Below are 23,145 nucleotides of genomic sequence, written 5' to 3' on the forward strand. Positions count from 1 at the left end.
TATTGGTAGAACCTATTTTAGGAGGGAAAAAATGAGAACATCTAATCCAATGTTGAAAAAAGAGGCATTCCGTAAAGAGGGAGCAAGTGCTTCTGCGATGACGATTGGCGGAACAGTAGGCAAAACGTTCATTATGCTTATCTTGCTACTTGCAACGTCTGTCTATTCATACATACAGATGATGCAGGGGACGATGAAGATGCCAGTATTAATTGGTGCTTTAATCGTTGCGGCAATCATCGCATTTGCGTCTATGTTCTTCCCGCGTATTTCACCTTTTGGTGCACCAATCTATGCAGCGGTAGAAGGGGTTGTGTTAGGAAGTATTTCAGCAGTTTATACAATGAAATTTGGCGATTCTATCGTTTTAAATGCTGTATTACTAACAATCTCAATTCTATTTGCAATGTTAGTGTTATATGCAACACGCGTAGTAAAAGTAACGGATAAATTCCGTACAGGCGTGATGGCAGCAACACTTGGAATTATGGTTATGTATTTAGTCGTATTTCTACTAAATATGTTTGGTGTAACTGTTCCATACATTCACCAAGGTGGTACAATCGGTATTATTATTAGTGCAGTTGTTATTGTAGTTGCTGCATTAAACTTATTACTAGATTTCGATTTAATCGAAAATGGTGTACGTAGTCAAGCTCCGAAATATATGGAGTGGTATACTGCGATGGGATTAATGCTTACATTAGTATGGTTATACTTAGAAATTCTTCGTTTCGTTTCGTACTTTACGAAAAATGACTAATAAAAAAATCCTGCATGAAAAATGCAGGATTTTTTTATTTTCAAAGATATATTGAATGTATGGTATAATATGGATGATAGCAACTTGAAGTGAAGGAGATGGAATATGATGAAAGAGAAGAAGGGGATTATGAAAAAACTATTTTCTAAAAGTTTTTTCATAGAACTAGATGAAGCTTTAACGTATCCATCATCAAAAGTTATTACTTCAGCGATTGAAGGATATGCAACTGAATGCAATGAAAGACTAAAATTTGAGAGTAAAGTTAAACCGATTACTTTCTACTTAGAAAATGCAATGTACCGTGCTGAAATAAAGATGGCTCGCGGAGGATATTACATATCTTGTACTGAAGTGTAATAAATTTTGAAACCATACATGTTTGAACTATGTATGGTTTCTTTTTTTGTTTTGTAAGGTCTAAAATAATACTTTTTACTTACGGATATATCATTTTGTGCTTTTTACCATTCAAACATTTCTCCTTACAATGAAGAAAAACATGTGAGGTGGTATAACTTATGATGAATCGAGTTGTATTAATCGGTAGATTGACAAAGGAGCCAGAATTATACTACACAAAACAAGGCGTTGCTTATGCACGAATATGTGTTGCGGTGAATAGAGGATTTCGAAATAGTTTAGGTGAACAACAAGTCGATTTTATTAATTGTGTGATAATATCTCCGTAACCTTTAATGTACATAAGGGTATTTTTTATCTAACCCATTAACAACACTGGTGTTATGATAAAAAAGAAAGCTGTACAAAATGTATAATACGCACAAAAGTACATGTTGTTATGATATGTAACTGTACATAATAAATTGAACTTTAAAATTCTGAATATTAATATTTTCAGAAAATTACCCCCTTTTTTGTTAGAGTAATGATAATATATAAATAAGGGAGGCGAGAGAATTTTGAAATTGACAAAGTTAACAATTAGAAACTTTAAAGGTATCAAAGAAATAAGTTTAGATATAGAAAATATATCGATTATTATAGGGCCTAATAATTGTAGTAAGAGTACAATTTTACAAGCATTGTGTACATTTGGATCAAGTGGTTTGAAACTTGATAAAAATCTATATTATAGGCATGATACATCCAATCCTATTAGCTTTCATGCTACATTCACAGAATTGACAGAAGAGGAAATCAATCTCCATGGAATAAGAGCTTCTATCCATGAACCAACAGGTAATTTTATAGTAAGAGCGATATATACATATGGAGAAAATGTTGAAAGATCCTCAAAATTATCTGGTAGTGAGGAACATGATTTGGGAGAAACGGGATGGGATGGTAAGATGGGGGGCGGTAAAAACGGGACCCATTTTATAAATGCTTTTCCAGAGGTTATTTATATTCCTGCTGTAAAGAATGCTAATGAGGATATAAAAGACAATTCTCCTTATATGAAAACTTTATATGCTCTATATAAAGATGTGATAAAAGAACTTGAAGAATATAAGGAAGCACAAGAAAAAACTAAGCTTTTACAGGATAAGATAAATTCTCATAATAATGAGAAGATTAAATATTTTGAAGAAGAAGTGCAAGGCTTCTTAAAAGAGGTTACCTCAACAAAAATTAAGTTTAATGTAGATATAAATCCTTTAGATGAAATAGTGAGCACATCATTAAAGCCAAATTTTGATTATAATGGTTTAGAGACTGTTCTTACCCATCAGGGGAATGGTGTTCAACGTACATTTATGTTATCTATTCTTAAAGGATTTAAAATGTATATGAAGAAGTACCAAAGTGAAGGGAAAGGTATAAATAGACCTTTAATAATAGCTATAGAAGAGCCAGAATTGTATTTACACCCACATCTAGCAAGAGTGTTTAAAGAAACACTTTATAGTTTAGCGGATGAGGGTTTTTTCCAAGTATTAGCAACTTCCCATTCTCCTAACTTTATTGATTTGGCAAAACCGCATAGAACATTAGCTAAGTTATCCTTGAATCATGAAAAGAATGTAATAGTAAGTCAAGTTGATTCAAATATTTATGGGTTACCTACTCAAGAAAAAGAGAAGTTTCAAGCTTTATTGCGTTTTAATCCATATATAAATGAAATATTTTTTGCTCAAAATGTTATTTTGGTTGAAGGTGATACAGAGGTAATTGCTCTAAAGTTAATGGGAGAAAAACTAGTTAATAACGGTGAATTAGAAAGCGAAATATATCAAAGAACTTCAGTAGTTAATTGTGCAGGTAAAGGAACGATGTATATTGTTCTAAATGTGCTTAATAACTTTGGAATAAGATACACTTGTATACATGATTATGACATAACGGAATTAAATGCGAGGGGTGAAATAAAAACTGTTGCGGCGCTAAAAAAAGTATTAACTTTAAATCACAAAATCGAAAGACTTTGCGAAGTAAAAAACAACAGAAAATATGTGTTTCAATACACCTTTGAAGAAGAAATGCCTCCTGATTATGTAAAAGGGAGCTCAAAATCTTTTACAGCATACGAATACTTAAAAGAAAAAGAATTACAAGAAATGCCGCATAGATTATTAAATGTTGTTAAATCTGCTTATGGTTTAGAATTAGAAGAGGAATTAGATCATAGGAATTCTACTATATTAGAATACTATAAGTGGGATAATTTAAATCAAGCGAAAGCTGAATGGAGTCCTCCGAAGGATGAGGAGTATGTCATATCTGTTTGGAAGGAAGAAAATGAGAAGACTACACCTATACCCGCAGAATAATTTTTTAAATAAAACATCTTCTAGAAAGTATTTAATAACGCCATTTAATTTAATTTGAAAAATGTGGTAAAGCCTTCTGTGATTAATTATCCTGGAAGGCTTTTAAAGTTGTTTAATTTTATTATTTTTGTACATTTAAAAGGAGCTGATTAAAAAACATCTTCTTAACATTTAATGTACACAATTTATTTTTTATACTATCTCTTTTCACTACTAATAGCAAAGTAAAAACAATTGATGTACAAAAGTGTTAGAAAAGATGGTTGTACATAATAGTGGCACTGTCACATGCCCATTAAGGCAAAAGAATTAGTTACTCCAAAACAATAAAAGGAGCAAAATGAACACAATTATCATTTGGGAGGTATTAAAATTTCATAAGTTGATGGGCGAGTGGCGAGATCCCTAAAAAAGTTCAATGACTTAATATTATGTTGCATTATAATATATCGAATTATATGAATTTAATTAAATACATTGAACAAAAAAGTTAAATCTATGATATCCTTCTGGCTAGGTCTTCTATGAATTTGTTTATTGTTTTATATATTTTTATGGTATGGAGTGCAATATACTCCTACGTTCTTAATTGTATGAACCCATTTGATAAAAATGCTGTGATACTGACAGTTCCTCTTTGAAGTCTATTGTAAGGATTTAACTAAATTGTACTGATTTGACTATACTAATTTAAAAGATTTAATGTATATTTTCTTCCTGAAAACAGTTTTATATATTAAGCTACGAATTCCTTAAAACGCATATAAAATTTAGTGAATATCCATTATAATGAATATATTGCGATTTTTATAAAAATAGTAGTAGGTATAGCTGAAATAAGCTTAAATCGATTATAAGGGTATATGGACTAATATTATGTCGTTTAGGCAAATTATTATTTAGTCCTAGATAGAAAACATCTTGTGAAAAATATATTGACTTGGAGTACAAAAGGGAAATATGTTAATTTGAATTTTTAGAATAAATAATAATCAATAGAGGTATGAGAGGAGTAACCACAATGCAATACCTTCAAGTAGAATCAGAGGATATAAAAAAATTAAATGATATTCAATTAACGAAATTATTATCTTTACTGTTATATAACGAAGCAGATAAAGAAGGATTAGTAGCAAATGCCGTTGCTGTGGCATTGAATATTACCGTAGGAGATGCTGGGGAAGATGGACATATTCAATGGCAAGGTGATAAAGAGAAAACTAATTGGCTTCCAGACCGATTTACTCTATTTCAAGTTAAAGCTACACCTATGCCTTCGACTAAGTGCAAAGGAGAAGTAATAGGGAAGGATAAGAAATTAAAACAACGAGTTAAAGATGTATTTCTTGCAGGTGGAACATATATTTTATTTCATAATGAGGAACTTAATCAAAAACAAATAGATGGACGAATAGGGGCTTTTGAAGCGGCAATCCATACTGCAGAGCCAACATTAAAACCAAAGATTCAGATTTATGACGCAGCGAAAATAGCAGCTTGGACTAATAAATATATTTCGGCAGTTTGTGCAGTATGGGGATGGAACCATAAATTGATTGAAGGAGCTGCTAAGACATGGGAGGAATGGAATAAGTATAGCGAACATTCAGGGGAATATGTATCCTGTTCTAAATTGCAACAGTATATAGATGAGTTAAGAGGATATTTTATTGAAGAGAAAAAAGTTGCAAGGATTATGGGCCTGTCTGGAATTGGAAAATCTCGTCTAGCTTTTGAGGCTTTTAGAGGAGGGAAGGAAGTTGGTGAAGCTAGTCAGAAAGCATTAAGTAAAAAAGTAATTTATATTGATGCTTCTAACCAACGTATTCCTCTTCCAGCTGTAGTAAGTACATGGAGGAATCAAGGTTTTTCTGGAATATTAATAGTTGATAATTGTGATAGTGAGCTTCATAATCAATTAAAAATAGAAGTAGAACATACAGAAAGTAAATTCAGCCTATTAACTATAGATTATAATTTAAGTAGTACATCACATCATGATCCAGAAATCTATATCGATGAGATACCAAAAGAAGTTATTCAAGGAATCATTTCAAATTCTTATCCAGAGATGGAAGCTGGCGATAAAGATAGAATCGTAACGTTTTCTGATGGTTTTCCTAGAATTGCAACATTGTTAGCTGAAGCAAGAATTAATGATTTGAATGATATTGGAAGTTTAAGGGATGAAATACTTATTAAAAAATTATTATGGGGCAGGGATAATACAAATGAAGTGGCTCAAAAAGTAATCGAAATATGTTCTGTTTTTGAAAATATAGGTTTTGAAAAAGAAAAAGAGAATGAAATGGAATATGTCGCTAATTATTTTTGTAATATCTCAGCAGATGAATTTTATGGACATTGTCAATATTTTCTTAAAAAAGGAATTTTAGTTAAGAGAGGTAGGTTTATCAAAATAGTTCCTCAGCCATTAGCTGTGACTTTAGCGGCTCATTGGTGGACAAATTGTAGGCCAAAAAAAGCATTAGAAATCTTATCAAGTGATATGCCGAGAGGTATGAAGGATTCGTTATGCAAGCAAATTTCTAAGCTTCATTTTCTTGAGAAGGCTAAGGAGCTTACAACTAATCTCTGTGGATCACAAGCCCCTTTTGGCCAAGCAGAAGTACTCAATTCTAAAGAGGGTTCACGTATTTTCTGCTCACTTGTAGAAGTGGACCCTGAAACAACAGTAAGCACTTTGGAACGTGAATTTGCTAATATGGATATCTCTAATTTAAAGTTAATGAAAGATGGACGTAGGAATTTAGTACGTGCATTAGAAAAACTTTGCTTTTGGGAAAGTACTTTTGAACGTGCTTCACTTGTGTTATTAAGATTTGCAGCAGCTGAAAATGAAAAATGGGCTAATAATGCAACAGGACAATTTTTCCAATTATTCCATTATACTTTATCGGGTACTCAAGCAAAACCAGCAGCTAGATTAGGGTTAATTGATTTTGCGCTTGGTTCATCTGAAGATGAGATTCGTAAATTAGGAGTTGAAGCATTAGGACATGTAATACAAACTCAGGATCTTTCTAGAATGGTGGGAGTTGAGTATCAGGGAAGTAGACCAGTACAACAAGAATGGAGACCAAAGAATTGGGGCGAAATATTTGATTACTGGGAAGGGGCTCTTGAAAGATTAACAATTATTGCTACTTCAGATGATGATTATGCAGATCGTGCACTTAAAATAATTGCTGATAATATTAGAGGATTAGTTTCGTATGGGCAGATTAATATTCTAGATAGTATTCTTTACAAAATTTTTGCTAAGGTAAGAAATTATTGGCCTGAGGCTTTAGAGTCTATTACAGAGATTATACAATATGATAAGTCTAAACTTCCACCGGATGCTTTGGAAATCGTACAACAATGGAAAGAAAGCCTAGTTCCTGAGGATTTTAAAGATAGTTTGAGTATAAATATTTCACTTGCTAATAGTGACTATGTTGAAAAGGAAAATCCAGGTGATGATGGAAAATATATTGACTTAACAGAAGAACGGGTAAAGCAGTTTGCTGAAGATGTTTATTTAAATAAATTTAATGAATTAATGGAAAACCTAGAATGCTTAATGGTGGGAGAACAACGTCAAGCATACATATTCGGAAAGGAAATTTCGAAAATCGCGGTTAATCATGAGGTTATTATTGATACTATCGAGAAAAAGTTAAGTGCACTAGTTGTATCAAGGTGTAAAGACATTAATGTGTCTTTTGTAGGAGGATATTTAAGTAATTTACAAACAGATAGAGATGAAACAGTTCAAGAATTCTTAGATAGGGCAGTAGAGAGAGAATATAGTATTCTTATTCCAAATCTAACACGTTATTTAGAAGTTAAAATTTTTGATTTAAAAAGACTTATTGGTTTACTAGAAGAGGGGAAAATACCGACTAGTTCGTTAATGATATTAGCTTATGGTAGAGTAACAGATAATATTAATTCTGAAGATATGATATGGTTCGTAAAAGAGATTGAAAAATATGAAGAACAGCATCTCAGGGTTTGTTGGGAAATATTATTTATGTACTGTTGGAATGATAATGCTAAATTTGTGTTGGTTAAGAGTTGGTTTGAAGAAGTATTAATGAAATCACATTTTTTTGCAAATAATCTTATTAATTCTTTTGAAATAGAAGAAATTCTTAAAAAAATATATATAAATAGTGATGACAATAAACCAGAATTTACTCGTGAAATTTCAAAGAATATACTTCAATTATTAGGAGAGAATGTAAACTATAAATTGAATCAAAGGCTAAAAGGGTATACGTATTTAGTGACAAAGTATAATTGGTGTAATAGCTGGGAATTATTCAGTGAAGCTCTGATTTCAAGTGATGGCATGTCCAGATATGAATTAAAAGAAATCATTGGTACATCGAGATTTGATAGTGATGAACCAACTCCAATCAGAAATATACCTGAACAAGCCCTTATAGAATGGTGTAGTGCAAATGAGATTGCGCCAGAAATTTTAGCGGAAATTTATCCAATTACTTCAATAAAGAATGGAGAAGATGGATTAAAAATAATCAATACACTTATAGACTATTTGTTGGAGAATTATAATGATAATGAGAGGGTTTTATTAAATATAGATAGTCAGTTGGTGACATTTAGTTGGATAGGCTCCGTAGTGCCATATTATGAGAAAATTATCCATGTGTATAAGCCATATTTAAAACATAACAATATTAATCTCCGAAAATGGTCACAAAGAAATATAAATCGATTGGAGAGAAATATTCAAAAAGAAAAAATTCGTGATGAGGAAAATGGACTTAGGTTCTAAATTAAACAATATCAAAATCCCTCTGGTATAAATAATACCAGAGGGATTTTGATATTGATAATAATACTTTTGATAATTTGGTTATTAGAATTTATGGTAAAATAAAAATGGAGATTATTATTATAATTTAGTTGAAATATGAATTCGTATTTTTAGATGATAGGGAAGTTATTTCAGATAACTATAAAAAGGGGTTTAATATAAATGCAAAATAGAGATATAATTTCTGGATTTCCAATTAATTTTGATACAAGTAAATTAGAGAAAAAAATAAAGGGGAATAATCAAAAGATAAGAAATATAGTCTCAAATGTAAATCCTTTATCAGTTTTAGTTAATTTATATATAAAAAGAAAAATGGAGATTATGGGGGATATTGAAAAGTCAGTACATGGAAATATAGAGCCCTGGATAAATAAGTCACTACCTTTTATACAAAGTATTATTGTAACTTCAAAAACTTTAAATAATAGAGATATAGGTGAGGAAGAGATACTTTTTATCCAAGAAGAGTTATATCAATTATTTTTGAATGCTAATATGTATATTAATTCAGTTCCTAAAACCGAGTTAATAAAGTATTCTCAGGGAATGCAGACTAACGTTTCAGGGATAATGTATTCATATTTTGAGCAGGAACATTTTCGAGATTTACTAATCCCTTATGAAAGGTTGTTTATAGATACTTTTGGGATAGATGCTGAGGAAATTGTTAATGGATTACTAGCATTAAGCCAGCGATTAAGATCTAATGGAATTATAGATTACTTATTGGAAATTATTCCAAACCACAAAGGAGATTCGGAAGAGTGTTTTTCGGAAGATGTCCTTCAAAAAATCGGAGAATATTTTGATGTTGAGAAAATTACAAATTGGCCGGTTTCTTTTATAAGAGAGTTTACATTGAAACCTGGTGAGATTACCACAGATGATTCAAGTGATTATAGTAAAATGGTATTTCAAGAGCTACCGATTAAATATAAGCCATTTTTGTTAATTAACAATCGATACTACTGTTTCTGTATTGAGAATTTAATTGATAATTTTTATAGGGCAGTATTACGTGCATTGAGAAGAGTAAATAGTAAATTAGTTTCTCGTATAAATGATATTCAAAAAGAGTTATCAGAAGCACTGCCGTTTAAGCTGTTTAAAAAGATGATTCCTAATTCGCGTATGTTTGAAAACATTTTTTATAAGGCACCTGTTGGAGGTAATGGCAAGTATGAATGGTGCGAATGTGATGGAATTATATTGTTCGATGACATAATGATAATTTTAGAAGTAAAAGGGGGAGCATTTTCTCCAGTATCACCATTTTCTGATGAGGAAGCTTATAAGGAGTCACTAAAAAGTTTAGCTCAAAACCCATATGAGCAATCTCTACGGCTTTTTAATGAGTACAAAATCAAAGATAAATTAGAAATTTATAGTAAAGAAAGTAAAAGGAAATACAGTCTATTAGAAACAATTAATGAAGTTAATTATATATATGCATGTTGTGTTACCCTAGACGATTTTAATGAAATTGCAGCGCAAATTGAAAAAACAGAATTTATTAAAGAAAGTGATTTACCTGTTTGGTGTGTATCAATAAATGATTTAAGAGTATATACTGAATTTTTTGATTCATCAAGTATTTTTATGAACTATTTATATCAGCGTAGTCTAGCTGGTAAAAACCCTTATATAAAACTAAATGATGAATTAGATCACATAGGATTATACTTTGAATTCAATAATTATTCTGTTTATATTAATGAAATGGTTGCTGAGACTGAGGCGGCAGACCTTTATATTGAAAGTTTTAGGGATGAGATAGATCTGTATATGGCAGGGAAAGCGAATGGCATAGTGAGTGGAAAAGAATCAGGGAATTCATTCGAATCCTTTTTTGGTCCAGTAGTTAAACCTAAACAAAAAATGAATCCAGTATTTGAACAGTTAATTAGACTATTAGATAGTAACAGGGATAATTTATGTAATAGAGTTGCAAGAAATCTATTGTTACTTGATTCAGAAACACGTGAAAATATTAGTGAATTTATTGAATCAAGAACATGTAGAATTATGGAACGCGGATTTAGGCGTAATATATTAATCCCATATTCAGCATATAATTACAAAAAAGAAGATAGGTTGGATGAAATTCCAGTGATAATGATTTTTATACTTGAAGCCTCAAATAAAATTTTGCGAGATGCAGTTGAAAGAAAACGCTTCTTGATGGAAAGAGTAATGTATGAAGACGAAGATATTATATGTGTTTTGATAGGGGGCAATAGGAATAGAGAGTTAAAAAAGTTATTACCCAGATAATAGGACCAGAACAATTCAAGGCAATTCCAGTAGAGCGTTATGAAGTTTTGAAAAATAACAGAGAGAAAATAAAAGAATCTAGAACGATTAAAACAAAATAAAGCATAATTTCTGTATAGCAGGAATCGTCCGTTTTTAACAACGTTAAGAAAGTTTTAGTGGTCTTAAAGAATCTAAGGATATCATTTTCTCCGAATTAAAGTGGTATTCTCCAAGTAAATATACGAATTAAAAAGGCAGGTTAAAGAAATATCATAAAAATTAAGTAGAAATGAATTATGCAGTAAAGCTATCAGAAGGGAAACAATAATAATTTCTTTGTTAAATCTTTAATAGACAACAAACAAGGATAGTTGTCTTTGGAAGGTCCGTTGATATAACATCAAGATTTCAGTTAGTGATTCTAAACAGCGTATTAAATGATAATTTTGATTAAATCCCTTTTGAACTAATTTGGCTTTTCTTCTTATGTTATGAAAAAGTTCAAAATGTTTTTTGTATCTACGGCTTCTATTATTTTTCATTAAAGAAATTAGGAAACATCTCTTGTAATTTATTGATAGGTTTCTCTAAATTGTTTTTTTCTGTAAGTTCTATGGGGTTTGTAGAAGTTTTATTGATAGTTTTGAATGAATCTTTAAAATTTGTTAAGCTACTATTTTTATCAATATTAGTGTTGAAATCTAAAATGTTATCTGTGAGTCCTATTTTTTCTTGTAAGTGAGGGAATGTACTAGAAATGGTTAATTGCTCGTAAAGGTTTTTATAATGTTCAACTTGTATTTTTAGCTTTTGAATTTGTTGGTCTTTTTCAGCAGCAATTTGCTTTATTTGAATAATTTTTTGTTCATCTTTTTTTAAATTTTGGAGTTCTTCATATAATTTAATAAACATTGTTTCAAATTCATGAAATGCATTAATAATTTTAGGGGTATTACCCTTATAAATTTCAAAAATTTGTTCTATGTTTGGAAAATAGACCTCATCCTCTTCGTTTACACCAATTGTTCGATAAATAGGTTTATTTAATTCAGCTATTGTTTTTTCTAATCTTCTTTTCCAAGTGTTTCTCCCAATGCTGGTCTCTTTTTCAAGAAGAGAGTAGGTTAAATGTACGTGACCTAATCTGTTTTTAACTTCTAATGCGAGTTCTTTTAATTCCTGATCAGTAAATATTCTAGGCCGCCCTGAGCTTTTTTGTTTTCCTTTTAGCATTAGTTTTTTCACTCCTCTATAAATTTTGCATCAACAATAGCTTTGTGGTCCATATATTTTAATAGTTGTCTAGAATGTTTAGTTAGAAGAGATTCATGGTAATTCACTTGTTCATTTGACTTAGATAAACTAAATTTTTTAATATAATCAAGATGTTCATTGATTCTATTTTCTAAGTCCCTTGAGTATGATTCTAACCACTTAATCGCCTCGTCATATTCATCAATAGACGGATTGAAAAAGTAATGATTAACACATATTCTACAATCCTCAACGCAATTATTAGGGAAATTTTTATCAGTGCAGTAGCCATAATCAACTTTCTGGTACTGGTCTGCGTTTTTAGGTGAATATAAGATTCTGTTATCAAAAATCTTTCTTTTAGTTCCCAAAAAGCCACCAGACATTTTGTTTTGAGCTTGTTTCTCAACTATAGTTTGTGTAAGTCTGTATACATATGATTGAGCAAATAATTTGGCGTGAGAATAATAGTTTGACGCATGTTGTATAGTAGTTTGTCCAGCTAATCTGGCGATGGATAAAACATTAAATCCTTGTAAGAACATATTAATGATTGCAAAATGCCTTGTATCACCTGGAGAAATCTTATCTAAAGAGTGCTGTGAATACATCTGTTCAACTATTTCGCTATAAAAGTTCTTCATTAAAGTTTGAAATTGATGCTTTAAAATTCTATTTGAGGATCTCTTAATACTTCTAGAAAAAAACTGACAATAAAATTCTTGTGGGAATAGATTATCTGTATGAATGTTATACGTATCCAACACATATTGAAAATCTTTAATTGCTTTAGATATATCATCAGTAATAAGAATATGTTGAAAATATTCTTGTTGTTTGGGGCTATCGAACTTTTGTTTAGATCTTGGAATAACAATCCATGTTTTACCATCATTTTTTTCATGTAGACAATTATATTTCATTCTTAAAAATTCATTGGGTCTCATGGGAATAATATTTGTAATAGTCCACCATAAAATTACAGGATAATATTTATGGTATTTAGGTAGGACTATCTTATATTTAAAATCATTAATTATTTCATCAAAAAGCAGAACATGATAAAAATTAGGAAGATCTCTATTTTTCCATTTAGGTGAAGGGAATGAGTCACATAATTCTATGTATTTTTCATGTCCTGGCAACGGTGAAAATTTCAAAAACTCTTTTAGTACAAGTGCAAATGTCGAAGCCCAAGGTTTGCTGAGACTAGAAAGTAATTTTTCAAATTGATCTGTGGAGGTTACTCCCTCAGTTGCTAAAATTATTTTCTTGAGTATATTGAATTCGGTTTCTATAGTTGAAGGTGAGATACCTGAAGCACGCCGTAATAAAAGATAGCATTTAATAATGGTGCATAATTTTTTATGTGAAAACAATTTATGAAACGGCAGCTTAAAAGGTGTATTTTGGATGTTACATGGAATAAGCCATTCATCATCATCAAAAGATTTTGCCATTATATATTCATTGATAAGTAAATCGTTAAATATATTTTCGAATTTGGATACATTAAGATCGTTATAAGTTATAGATTCAGTAACGGCTATTGGTGTGTTTCCCATATTTATTACCTTTTTTAATTGCATAATATAAATCCTTTACATAGTATTTTTTTATAAAAGCAAACGTTGTTTAACTTTCTCTAATATTTTTGTTTTTTCTTTTAAAGGAAGAAATGAATTGACGACATCAATACCAAAAGCTTTAATTGCTTCGTCAATTAACAAAATAATATTGAGAAGAAAAAACGAATCCCTTTTTCTAATAGCGTCATATTTGGTGTTCTCTAATGAACTTGTTAATCTTTTAAGTTCACTAATTGCTTCAATTAACACCATTTTTTCAGGGATAAAATACTCACAAGAATAACATGTTTTTAGATTTTTTCTTTTACAATTAGGGTATACAAGACATTGGCCCGCTTTTTCTTTAGAAGGCATTTGATTTGTAAATAATTTTATTGCAAGTTTTTTTAGTTCTTCAATTGGAAGATGCTTGATTTCATCTATAACACGGTTTTTATTAGTATGAAGATTTTGTAAAAGGATTGCCCATTTTTCTAGTTCCATAGGTGAAATAGAATTACGTAGTTCTTTAATAGTATTGGTGCGTTCTTCAATTGTTTGTCCATTTTGTATATCCTCTTTTAATCTGAGTAAAATATAGTTGTATAACCACCCAAACATACCACGATTTAACAAGTTTACTGAGACTCTATTTATGCTGCCATCTTTATTTTTTGCTTGAATGTAAATAGCAGTTGTATCTGAACTTTTGTGTGATCTAGTGTTTTTTGTAATTTCTAGGGCTAAATCAGCATCTTCACCATCTTCTTCTAAGATTGAATAAAAAAGATAGGTCATGGTACTTCTATTCATGACCAAACAGTCAAAATCTTTTAATTGAGGAGAGGGATTAAAAAAGTTTAAATGCTGATCCTTTCCAGATACTCTGGCTGATACAATCTTTTTGCCAAAAAAGAAAGTACCAAGTATACGAGAGTTTTCAGGAAGGGCAGTGTGATTTTGTATATTTCTCTTATGAAGTTCAGAAATGACAAGTGAATGCGCTAAGCTCTCTATTAAGTTTGGAGATACATAGAAGTTATAAAGTACAGAAACTTTATTTGCTACTGCATTTCGAAGTTTAATATAAAGCTGATTAATAATACTCTGTGATTCTTCCATGGTTAATTTATTGGTTTTGAACCAAGATAACTTGTCTGCGCTTATAGAATCCAGTTCTATAGAAGGGAATTCATGGACGATATCTATTCCTCTCCAATTATTGGTGAGAAGAATTATTGTGTATGCCCACATATTCGCATAGTATCTACATGTAGTAGCGTGAGTAATATGCATTTCAATGTTTTGAACATGAGTATAATACTGGTGATAAATTTCAAATGAGTATATATTTTTTTCTGAATAAGCACTATCTTTTTTTTCGTAGTAGTACAAATATTTTTTTTCTCTATTTCTTCCATTTTGATTATCACAATATGATAAAAATTGAACGAAATTTTTTTTAAGTTCATTAGATAAGGATCTATTAGAAAGAAAAAGCTCAATTTTAGCATCTGAAACGGTCCATATTTCCCCATGGAAATTAGAAAGCATTTTATCATATAAGTTAATAAAGTTTAATGTATAGCCTCTTAAGGCGAATGGTCTTGCATTGCTGGAATTAATCTTGATTTCCACCCATTTTTTATAAAGAGATGATGTTTTTATAAAATCACTGGAAGGGGGATGGTTATTATAATGTTTTAATAAGTCTTCTAAAGCTGCATGTGTATCGTAAACAGTATCTAATACATATTGTAGACTTTCTAAATACTTATTTGCATTTTGGATAGGGATAAAGAGCCTATTATTTATTTTTATAGCACCTGTCAATAGGCCTTTTTTATATCTAAACGTAGTTTATCGAATGTAAATCCTGAAATAGAGCGTAGGGTATTCAAATCGTAATGATCAATTAAATGTAGCATTCTTGTTTTATGATTGTAGTAGTATTCTTTTTGGAAATTAGCTATATCAGTTTTTGAAACTAGCCAATGGTGTCCACCAGATGCAGGCACTTTTTTTGAATTAGGGAAGTAGTCTTTTAACAGCCCTCTTAGCCAAATTGGTGGTGCTTGTAGTTTTTCTGCTGCTTGTTTAACAGTTAAGAAATTTGTCATATGTGTGTGTTTTTCTTGTTCCGATGTTTCTATATCGATATATGCGTAATATCCTTTTTCAGCAAAATAATTTAATAACTTGGTGAATTCGTTTTTATGAAAATAGTATTTATTTAGATGCATTACATAATTTTGTATACGCTTTGTATATATTAGGTGTCGGATTGAGCTATCAGTCACATAAATTCTATTTTTTTCAAGTTGACCTATTAGTTCTTGGATGGAAAGGAATTCTTTAGGGTTATATTTATCTAAATAGCCAATCTTCTTTTTTATTAGTGATAAATGAGACTTTAGAAAAAATATATTTTTAACATGAGGGAGTTTAAAGGCTTTGATTTTATCCTTATGTATGTATCCGTGGATTTGATTTTTGGATATTCCTAGTTCTAGGCTAAGTTCATTAATTGTATAGTAATCCTCAATTTTTTGAGACGGAATATTTACATTAGAATGTTCAAAATAGTAAAGCTTTAGTGTTTTTATTTCTTCTTTATGAATATAAAGTTTGTTTTTGAATTTCATATATCTTTTGATTAATCCAGTGGAAACCTTTTCGTGAATCCATGATGTTCCTCGTATACACAAACCATCTTTTGTTAGAACTTCAAATACTTCATATGTTGTTAGGTAGGAGTTTCTATCGTCAACAGAATTTAGTTTAGCTTTTTCTTTTGTTTTTTCTATCTCGTCTATATGGATATATATACGTCCTTTAATGTTTTTTATATTTGAAATAAGCCCTCTTTTAATATATCTATAAGCTGTAGCTTCGTGAATTCCTAATGACTTACTAAATTCCAGTACAGTTATGTATTGGAGTTCACTATTATTTTCAGTAGACATTTGTTCACCTCTTTTTTGAAGGGAATATGATATTAATTAAATTTACTTCTATCAATAAGGCGGGGGAGATAATTCTCATGCATATTATCAAATTTATTTTCGATTTTTTTTCTCATTCTATCTGTCTTAACCATATATGTTAAAGATGATAATAAATTGTCATCACCACGATGAAAAGCTATTTCTAGAGGATTATCTGTATTTTCGGCAATAAGGTTAGTGAAAGTCCCTCGTCCTATATGAGTAGACCAATCTGCAAGAAGTAAATGATTCGCTAGGATTTTTTCTTCTGAGTTACCGTATGTTTTTAAGAAATTTATAAAATTATGTTTTAGTTTATTAAAATATTGACTGTAGCTTTTTCCTGACATAGCTTTTCCGTCCCTATTTATAAAAAGAGCACCTGAGTCAGTATGATCTTTATATAAATTAATATGATCTGCAAAAAGAACTTTTCCCCAGTCAAATATTTGTAGAACGGCCTGATCTCTAGGCTTTTTTACGCTACTGGATCCAGAATGATCTTTAATATCCTTTCTGAAATTTTGATTTTTTAGAGTGACTAGAAAATCTCCAGTATTTAATTTTCTTTTTAAGTTTGAACGTTTCAAATTGACGACCTCACCTCTTCTCAAGCCACCGAATATTTGTAGATAAACTCCTAATGCTATTGGCTTTGTTTTTAGGGTAGCGATTTCTAATAATAATGGAATGTATTTTGCTGGTAACATATGTTCTTTCTTTGAGACCGTTTTGGTGGGATAGATGACTTCAAAAGGGGATTGAAAATAATATTTTCCTTGATAAGTCTCTTTTTTTATAAAAAGGGTTTCATTTACTTTTGGTAAGCATCCTTTCTTTTGAAGCCATATATAAAATAATGTTAATGTTCTTTCAACATCTTTAACCGTACCTACTGTTCTTTCTTTACGAGATAGATTATTAAGAAAATCATTTCCATGTGCTAGTTTTAGTTCTTTTAGATTATTAATCCCTAACTGTTTCTTGTTAGTTAATAAGTAGTTTAGAAAAGAAACCATATTATTACAATGTTTTCTTTGGGTATTGTAAGCATTATATTTCCAATTGCTTAGTATAAAGTCGCTTAATGGATGTACAATGTGTATGTCATTTGAATTTTCTTTAAGTCCAATAATTGAAAACTTCTTATTTGTTATATCACCTTTACTTGAAGTATTCCATTCTAGCCAAACAGGAATAGAGAAAAACTTATAATTTTCTAATTGTAGAGTAATCATTTTTTATCGTCCCCCCAATCACATAATTTTGTACATTATCTTTACGGATTTGGTCGAAAGATATGTGTATAAATCTATAATATATTGTCGCTTTTTTGTGTACAACAATAATTTCTTAAAATTTAGAATTCGCTTGTTTTTAGAGTGTTGGACAAGGATAAATATGTACATGAAGTTTAAGTACATATTTATGGAGATATGTCGTTTGGCGCAAATCGGCTGAGAATGTAACTGAATATTGTAAGAAGGGGTCGCTCGTTGGGATTACAGGGCGTATTCAGACTAGTAATTACGATGATGAACAAGGCAAGAGAATATATAGAACTGAAGTTGTGATTGAGAGTATTACCTTTTTGGAGAGAAGGCGGGAGGGGGCATTGTAATAAAAGGTGATTTTAAGTAATAGCTTCGGAAAAAATTGTGGAAAGTATTTTAATAAACTTAATGGATAAAAAATAAAAATCATCGGAAACGAAAGCTTTTAAAATCCCGTTCCTAATTTAAAATGTAAAAAGAATGAAATAGTATGGTAGCGGGAAGAAAGTAGTAAAATTAAGCATCCGAGTAGGAGTATAGAGTGATAACATGTTACAATACAGCTAAGATCATGCAATAAAGGAGAGTTTTTTACGTGAAGATTAAAGCAATTGAACCGACGCCAAGTCCAAATACAATGAAAGTTATTTTGAATGAAGTATTACCATCAGGAGCACGTAATAATTATACAAATGAAAATAAAGAACAAGCACCAATGCAAGTGCAAGAAATTTTGAAAATTGAAGGCATTAAAGGTGTATATCATGTAGCCGACTTTTTAGCAGTCGAGCGAAATGCAAAGTATGACTGGAAAGTATTATTACAACAAGTTCGTGCTGTTTTTGGCGAAGAAGTAGTGGAAGGAAGTGAAGAACAACAACTGTCTCATTTTGGAGAAGTGAAAGTGTTTGTTCAAATGTTCTTTACAATTCCAATGCAAGTAAAGTTAACAGATGGAACATCGGAAGAACGTGTTGGCTTACCAGATCGTTTTAAAGAATCAATTATGAAAGTGCAAATGTCTGCACCAAACGTTGTAAAAGAGCGTAAATGGGTAGAACAAAGTACACGTTACGGTAATTTTGAAGAAATTGGGAAAGAAGTAGTGGAAGAGATTGTTGCTGCTTATTCAGAAGAACGTGTAAATGAAACGGTTAAAGAATTATTAAATCAAGCAGGTGCTGTTGAAGTAACGATTCAAAAGCGTGAGCCATATAAAGTAACAGAAGAGATGATGAAAGATTCTGACTGGAAAAACCGTTTTGCAGCATTAGAACAAATGGATCCTACTGAAGAAGATATTCCAGTGTTGAAGATGGCGTTAGATGATGAAAAAGTTTCAATACGCCGTTTAGCAACAGCGTATTTAGGTATGGTAAAAGGTGATGAAGTATTACCGTTATTATATAAAGCGTTGTTAGATCGCTCTGTAAGTGTTCGCCGTACTGCAGGAGATTGTTTATCAGATGTAGGTGATCCGGCAGCGATGTTCGTTATGATTAAATCTCTGAAAGATCCAAGTAAATTAGTACGCTGGCGTGCAGCGATGTTCTTATTTGAACTTGGAGATGAAAGTGCGATTCCAGCATTAAAAGCAGCGCAAGATGATCCAGAGTTTGAAGTAGCGATGCAAGCACGTCTAGCATTAGAGCGTATTGAAGGCGGAGAAGAAGCAAAAGGTTCTGTATGGAAACAAATGACGGAGTCTCGTAAAGGGGAATAATGTATGATTGTTTTCTATGATAGTTGGTGTACGATGTGTACGGCCGTTGCAGAACGTACGAAAAAATTAGATAAAAAGGGTAAGATGAAATTTGTTTCATTTCGAAATGAAGATGTAGTTGAGAAGTATGAGCTTTCTCAAGAACTACAAAGTAAGATGGAACAAAGACTGTATATTTTTAAAAATAATAAGTGGTATGACGGTATTCAGAGCATAGATGTATTAGCAAAGGCCGTTCCATCTTATTGGTTTGCAGTTCCTTTTATAAAGCTATCTATCGTACTTGGTTTTGGAAGTAAAGTATACGATTATATCGCTAATAATAGAAAACTCGTTCCAGTGGGACATTGCCGTGGTGGGGTTTGTGAAATCCCTACAAAAAAATGAAATCATCGTTATCTTTCTTTTGCACCTATTAATAGAGCGTGATATGATGAATTTGGAATGAAAGTTGAAGGAGAGATTACAAGATGTCAAATGCTTATGAAGAATACATGCGCCAAATGGTAATCCCAATGCGCCAAGAGTTAGTGCGTTCTGGGTTTGAAGAGTTAACTACAGAAGAAGCTGTAACAGAATTTATGGAAAATACATCAGGTACAACTTTAGTAGTTGTAAACTCTGTTTGTGGTTGTGCAGCTGGTTTAGCACGTCCATCAGCAGGTCAAGCGGTTGTTCGTGCTGAAAAACAACCTGATCATCTTGTAACTGTATTCGCAGGTCAAGATAAAGATGCTACTGCAAAAATGCGTGAGTACTTCGGAGAAATTCCTCCATCTTCACCATCTATGGCATTATTAAAAGGAAAAGAAGTTGTTCACTTCATTCACCGTCATGAAATTGAAGGTGCAACTATGGACGAAATTATTACGAACTTAGAACAAGCTTTCGAAAAGAATTGCTAAAGAAGGGGGAGAGTAAAACTCCCTCTTTTCTTTATATAGAGGTGAAACAATGATCGTAACAACAGCAGGAAGAACGAACAAAGAAATGACAGATTATGCAAACGAGGTAGCAGCAGAATTAAATGCTTCTTTCGTTAAACGTAATGACATACCGGTACATAAGCTACATGAGCAGTATGAACAAGATGTGCTTGTCGTTGGGAAGAACCGATTAGCTATTTATCCAAAAGGTACGGAAGAATCGTTTTTCTTTCATCCGAACTCAGCGATGTTTCGTGTGAAAAGGTTAATGCGTGGAGAACACGATCCGTTTGTACAAGCTGCTAAATTAGAGAGCGGAATGACAGTGTTAGATTGTACGCTCGGGATGGCATCAGATAGTATTGTAGCTAGTTATGTTGTTGGGGAAAGCGGAAAAGTAACAGGACTTGAAGGCAATGAGTATATGGCTTATATTATGGAAAATGGTTTGAAAACATGGTCTTCATCTGTTTCTGAAATTGATGAAGCAATGCAAAGAATCCAAGTAAAGCAAACGGAGCATTTTTCATTTTTAGCGCAATGTGAAGACAATAGTTACGATGTCGTTTACCTTGATCCGATGTTTGAAGAAACTGTCATAGAATCCGATGGAATTAAAGGGTTAAAACACTTCGCTTTGTATCATGATATTACTGACGAAACAATTGCGGAGGCAAAACGAGTGGCGAGAAAACGTGTCGTTTTAAAAGATCATTTTCGTAGTTCTAGATTTGAAAAACACAATTTTTATGTATACAAAAGAAAAAGTGCTAAGTTTCACTTTGGTGTAATTGACCCTTGCTAATTGTTTGAAAAGATGTATAATAAGCAATAATTAATTAAATATACTGTCTGTGATGAAGAGAGTAGTCTTTTTTAGAAGGAAAGCGAGCTAGGGATGGTGTGAGCCTAGTACGGAAGAAAAAGATGAAGCGCACTTCGGAGATGCTTCTTGAACGAATAGTAGAGAAAGCCGAGGCCCCCTGTCCTCGTTATAAACGGGAAAGTGGTTCGTAACGAACAACAAGGGTGGTACCACGGGTTAAAACTCGTCTCTTTTTTAGAGACGAGTTTTTTGTGTTTTAAAAAATAAGGAGGTTGTATCATGGATTATAAAATGCAGTTTGCGGAAAGTTTATCTAATATTTTCACGAATGAATTAACGCAAAAACAAATTTTAGATTTAATTGAAACACCGAAACAAGATGAATTTGGAGATGCAGCGTTCCCATGCTTTTCATTAGCGAAGCAATATAAAAAAGCACCAGCTCTTATCGCAAAGGAAGTTGCTGAGAAATTCAATGATCCGTTTTTTACGAAAGTAGAAGCCGTTGGTCCTTATGTAAATGTATTTTTCAATCGTGAAACTGTAAGTGATGCAGTATTAAAAACAGTTTTAGCGGAGAAAGAAGAGTTCGGTCAAAACCACTTTGGCTGTGAAAAAACAGTAGTAATTGATTATTCCTCTCCTAATATCGCGAAACCTTTTTCGATGGGGCATTTACGTTCTACAATGATAGGAAATTCGCTGAAACATATCGCTGAAAAATGTGGCTATGAAGTTGTAGGGATTAATTATATAGGAGATTGGGGAACACAGTTTGGAAAGTTAATTACGGCTTATAAAAAATGGGGAAATGAAGCAGTAGTTAAAGAAGATCCAATACGTGAGCTATTTAAGTTATATGTCCAATTCCATGAAGAGGTAAAAGACGACGAAGAACTAGAAGAAGAAGGACGTGCTTGGTTTAAGAAACTAGAAGAAGGTGATGAAGAAGCGGTAGAACTTTGGAATTGGTTTCGTCATGAGTCCCTTAAAGAATTTTCTCGCATTTATGAACTTCTCGGCGTAGAATTTACTAATTTTCAGGGAGAAGCATTTTATAATAATTTAATGGAAGATTTTATTGGGATTTTAGAAGAACATGAGTTGCTTGAAGAATCAGAAGGTGCATTAGTCGTTAATTTAGAAGAAGAAGGAATGCCGCCTTGCTTAATTAGAAAATCAGATGGTGCGACGATTTATGCAACGCGTGACTTAACGGCAGCTTTATATCGTCAAAACACTTATGGGTTTGATAAAGCGCTATATGTTGTTGGTCCAGAACAAAGCTTACATTTCAATCAATTTTTCACCGTATTAAAAAAACTTGGCTATACTTGGGTTGATGGTATGGAACACGTACCGTTTGGCTTCATTTTAAAAGATGGTAAGAAAATGTCGACACGTAAAGGAAGAGTTATTTTACTTGAAGAAGTACTCGAAGAAGCAATCGAACTTGCAAAACAAAATATTGAAGAGAAAAATCCAAACTTAAAACAGAAAGAAGAAGTAGCAAAGCAAGTCGGTGTTGGTGCAGTCATCTTCCACGATTTAAAAAATGAGCGTATGCATAATATCGAATTCTCATTAGAAAATATGCTGAAATTTGAAGGAGAAACAGGACCTTACGTACAGTACACACATGCACGTGCTTGTTCTATTTTAAGAAAAGAAAGTGTAGAATTTGAAACATGTACATTTGCTTTAAAAGACGATCATAGCTGGAGTGTCGTAAAATTACTTAATAAATTTCCTCAAGTAATTGAAGCGGCTTTCAATAAAAATGAGCCATCGATTATTTCGAAATATATATTAGATGTAGCACAATCATTCAATAAATATTACGGTAATGTTCGTATATTAGAAGAGAGCAAAGAAAAAGACAGCAGACTCTCATTGGTTTATGCTGTGACGGTTGTATTAAAAGAAGGATTACGTTTACTTGGGGTGGGGGCACCTGAGGAGATGTAACATAGTAGTA

General features: G+C 31.7%; 15 protein-coding genes, 2 pseudogenes and 1 other annotated feature. Of the genes and pseudogenes, 12 read left to right on the top strand and 5 right to left on the bottom strand.

The features are described 5' to 3' along the window. Positions 1-31 precede the first annotated feature (31 nt). From C3Y97_RS10435 to C3Y97_RS10460, 6 genes and pseudogenes are all read left to right on the top strand, one after another. Complete coding sequence (locus tag C3Y97_RS10435; protein ID WP_001260655.1) at positions 32-763, top strand: Bax inhibitor-1/YccA family protein; 732 nt, start codon at positions 32-34, stop codon at positions 761-763. A gap of 105 nt (positions 764-868) precedes the next feature. Further along, positions 869-1,123, top strand: coding sequence for a DUF4318 domain-containing protein (locus C3Y97_RS10440; RefSeq protein ID WP_000975138.1), 255 nt, complete (start codon positions 869-871; stop codon positions 1,121-1,123). 161 nt (positions 1,124-1,284) lie between these two features. Next, positions 1,285-1,443 (top strand): annotated as a pseudogene (locus C3Y97_RS10445) (single-stranded DNA-binding protein); the annotation flags it as partial. A gap of 243 nt (positions 1,444-1,686) precedes the next feature. After that, a complete protein-coding gene (locus C3Y97_RS10450) occupies positions 1,687-3,498 on the top strand; it encodes an ATP-dependent nuclease (RefSeq protein ID WP_136363344.1) in 1,812 nt (603 codons plus the stop codon). 1,021 nt (positions 3,499-4,519) lie between these two features. Continuing rightward, positions 4,520-8,308, top strand: a complete 3,789-nt coding sequence (locus C3Y97_RS10455) for a hypothetical protein (RefSeq protein ID WP_136363346.1) — start codon at positions 4,520-4,522, stop codon at positions 8,306-8,308. Between the two features lie 204 nt (positions 8,309-8,512). Continuing rightward, the gene (locus C3Y97_RS10460) at positions 8,513-10,627 is read left to right on the top strand and encodes a hypothetical protein (protein WP_136363348.1); all 2,115 of its coding nucleotides are present in this window, start codon (positions 8,513-8,515) and stop codon (positions 10,625-10,627) included. 513 nt (positions 10,628-11,140) lie between these two features. Here the strand turns inward: C3Y97_RS10460 and C3Y97_RS10465 are convergent. The 5 genes from C3Y97_RS10465 to C3Y97_RS10480 are packed head-to-tail and all read right to left on the bottom strand — an operon-like array spanning position 11,141 to position 17,656. Further along, positions 11,141-11,842, bottom strand: a complete 702-nt coding sequence (locus C3Y97_RS10465) for a hypothetical protein (protein ID WP_136363350.1) — start codon at positions 11,840-11,842, stop codon at positions 11,141-11,143. An 8-nt stretch (positions 11,843-11,850) separates the two neighbouring features. Continuing rightward, a complete protein-coding gene (locus C3Y97_RS10470) occupies positions 11,851-13,452 on the bottom strand; it encodes a site-specific integrase (RefSeq protein WP_136363352.1) in 1,602 nt (533 codons plus the stop codon). A 27-nt stretch (positions 13,453-13,479) separates the two neighbouring features. Continuing rightward, the gene (locus C3Y97_RS28055; RefSeq protein ID WP_240691055.1) at positions 13,480-15,264 is read right to left on the bottom strand and encodes a hypothetical protein; all 1,785 of its coding nucleotides are present in this window, start codon (positions 15,262-15,264) and stop codon (positions 13,480-13,482) included. Next, a complete protein-coding gene (locus C3Y97_RS28060) occupies positions 15,261-16,397 on the bottom strand; it encodes a helix-turn-helix domain-containing protein (RefSeq protein ID WP_240691056.1) in 1,137 nt (378 codons plus the stop codon). The genes C3Y97_RS28055 and C3Y97_RS28060 overlap by 4 nt, the downstream gene beginning before the upstream one ends. Before the next feature lie 32 nt (positions 16,398-16,429). Then, positions 16,430-17,656: a hypothetical protein gene (locus C3Y97_RS10480; RefSeq protein ID WP_136363354.1), complete on the bottom strand. Its 1,227-nt coding sequence runs from the start codon at positions 17,654-17,656 to the stop codon at positions 16,430-16,432. 197 nt (positions 17,657-17,853) lie between these two features. Here C3Y97_RS10480 and ssb point away from each other — a divergent pair. The 6 genes and pseudogenes from ssb to argS form a co-directional block, all read left to right on the top strand. Continuing rightward, positions 17,854-18,039, top strand: a pseudogene (ssb, locus tag C3Y97_RS10485) (single-stranded DNA-binding protein); the annotation flags it as partial. Positions 18,040-18,287: 248 nt separating this feature from the next. Further along, entirely contained in the window at positions 18,288-19,415 is a 1,128-nt protein-coding gene (locus C3Y97_RS10490) for a conserved virulence factor C family protein (RefSeq protein ID WP_086385943.1), read from the top strand. A 3-nt stretch (positions 19,416-19,418) separates the two neighbouring features. Continuing rightward, positions 19,419-19,802 carry a thiol-disulfide oxidoreductase DCC family protein gene (locus tag C3Y97_RS10495; protein WP_000634907.1) on the top strand — a complete coding sequence of 128 codons (384 nt, stop codon included), beginning with the start codon at positions 19,419-19,421 and terminating at the stop codon, positions 19,800-19,802. An 83-nt stretch (positions 19,803-19,885) separates the two neighbouring features. Continuing rightward, the gene (locus tag C3Y97_RS10500; RefSeq protein WP_000063706.1) at positions 19,886-20,320 is read left to right on the top strand and encodes a BrxA/BrxB family bacilliredoxin; all 435 of its coding nucleotides are present in this window, start codon (positions 19,886-19,888) and stop codon (positions 20,318-20,320) included. 49 nt (positions 20,321-20,369) lie between these two features. After that, positions 20,370-21,146, top strand: coding sequence for a class I SAM-dependent methyltransferase (locus tag C3Y97_RS10505; RefSeq protein ID WP_000637455.1), 777 nt, complete (start codon positions 20,370-20,372; stop codon positions 21,144-21,146). Between the two features lie 40 nt (positions 21,147-21,186). Further along, positions 21,187-21,401 (top strand) — a binding site (T-box leader). Positions 21,402-21,446: 45 nt separating this feature from the next. After that, complete coding sequence (gene argS / locus C3Y97_RS10510) at positions 21,447-23,135, top strand: arginine--tRNA ligase (protein WP_136363356.1); 1,689 nt, start codon at positions 21,447-21,449, stop codon at positions 23,133-23,135. The last annotated feature ends 10 nt before the right edge of the window (positions 23,136-23,145 follow it).

The organism is Bacillus sp. DU-106, assembly GCF_004799705.1.
GTDB classification, from domain to species: domain Bacteria; phylum Bacillota; class Bacilli; order Bacillales; family Bacillaceae_G; genus Bacillus_A; species Bacillus_A cereus.

Excerpts from the sequence above, each read along its gene's own strand:
- C3Y97_RS10500 (WP_000063706.1), top strand. The coding sequence starts at position 19,886 with ATGTCAAATGCTTATGAAGAATACATGCGCCAAATGGTAATCCCAATG.
- C3Y97_RS10455 (WP_136363346.1), top strand. The coding sequence starts at position 4,520 with ATGCAATACCTTCAAGTAGAATCAGAGGATATAAAAAAATTAAATGAT.
- C3Y97_RS10440 (WP_000975138.1), top strand. The coding sequence starts at position 869 with ATGATGAAAGAGAAGAAGGGGATTATGAAAAAACTATTTTCTAAAAGT.
- C3Y97_RS10480 (WP_136363354.1), bottom strand. The coding sequence starts at position 17,656 with ATGATTACTCTACAATTAGAAAATTATAAGTTTTTCTCTATTCCTGTT.
- C3Y97_RS10470 (WP_136363352.1), bottom strand. The coding sequence starts at position 13,452 with ATGCAATTAAAAAAGGTAATAAATATGGGAAACACACCAATAGCCGTT.
- C3Y97_RS10495 (WP_000634907.1), top strand. The coding sequence starts at position 19,419 with ATGATTGTTTTCTATGATAGTTGGTGTACGATGTGTACGGCCGTTGCA.
- C3Y97_RS28060 (WP_240691056.1), bottom strand. The coding sequence starts at position 16,397 with ATGTCTACTGAAAATAATAGTGAACTCCAATACATAACTGTACTGGAA.
- C3Y97_RS10435 (WP_001260655.1), top strand. The coding sequence starts at position 32 with ATGAGAACATCTAATCCAATGTTGAAAAAAGAGGCATTCCGTAAAGAG.
- C3Y97_RS10460 (WP_136363348.1), top strand. The coding sequence starts at position 8,513 with ATGCAAAATAGAGATATAATTTCTGGATTTCCAATTAATTTTGATACA.
- C3Y97_RS10505 (WP_000637455.1), top strand. The coding sequence starts at position 20,370 with ATGATCGTAACAACAGCAGGAAGAACGAACAAAGAAATGACAGATTAT.
- argS (WP_136363356.1), top strand. The coding sequence starts at position 21,447 with ATGGATTATAAAATGCAGTTTGCGGAAAGTTTATCTAATATTTTCACG.
- C3Y97_RS10465 (WP_136363350.1), bottom strand. The coding sequence starts at position 11,842 with ATGCTAAAAGGAAAACAAAAAAGCTCAGGGCGGCCTAGAATATTTACT.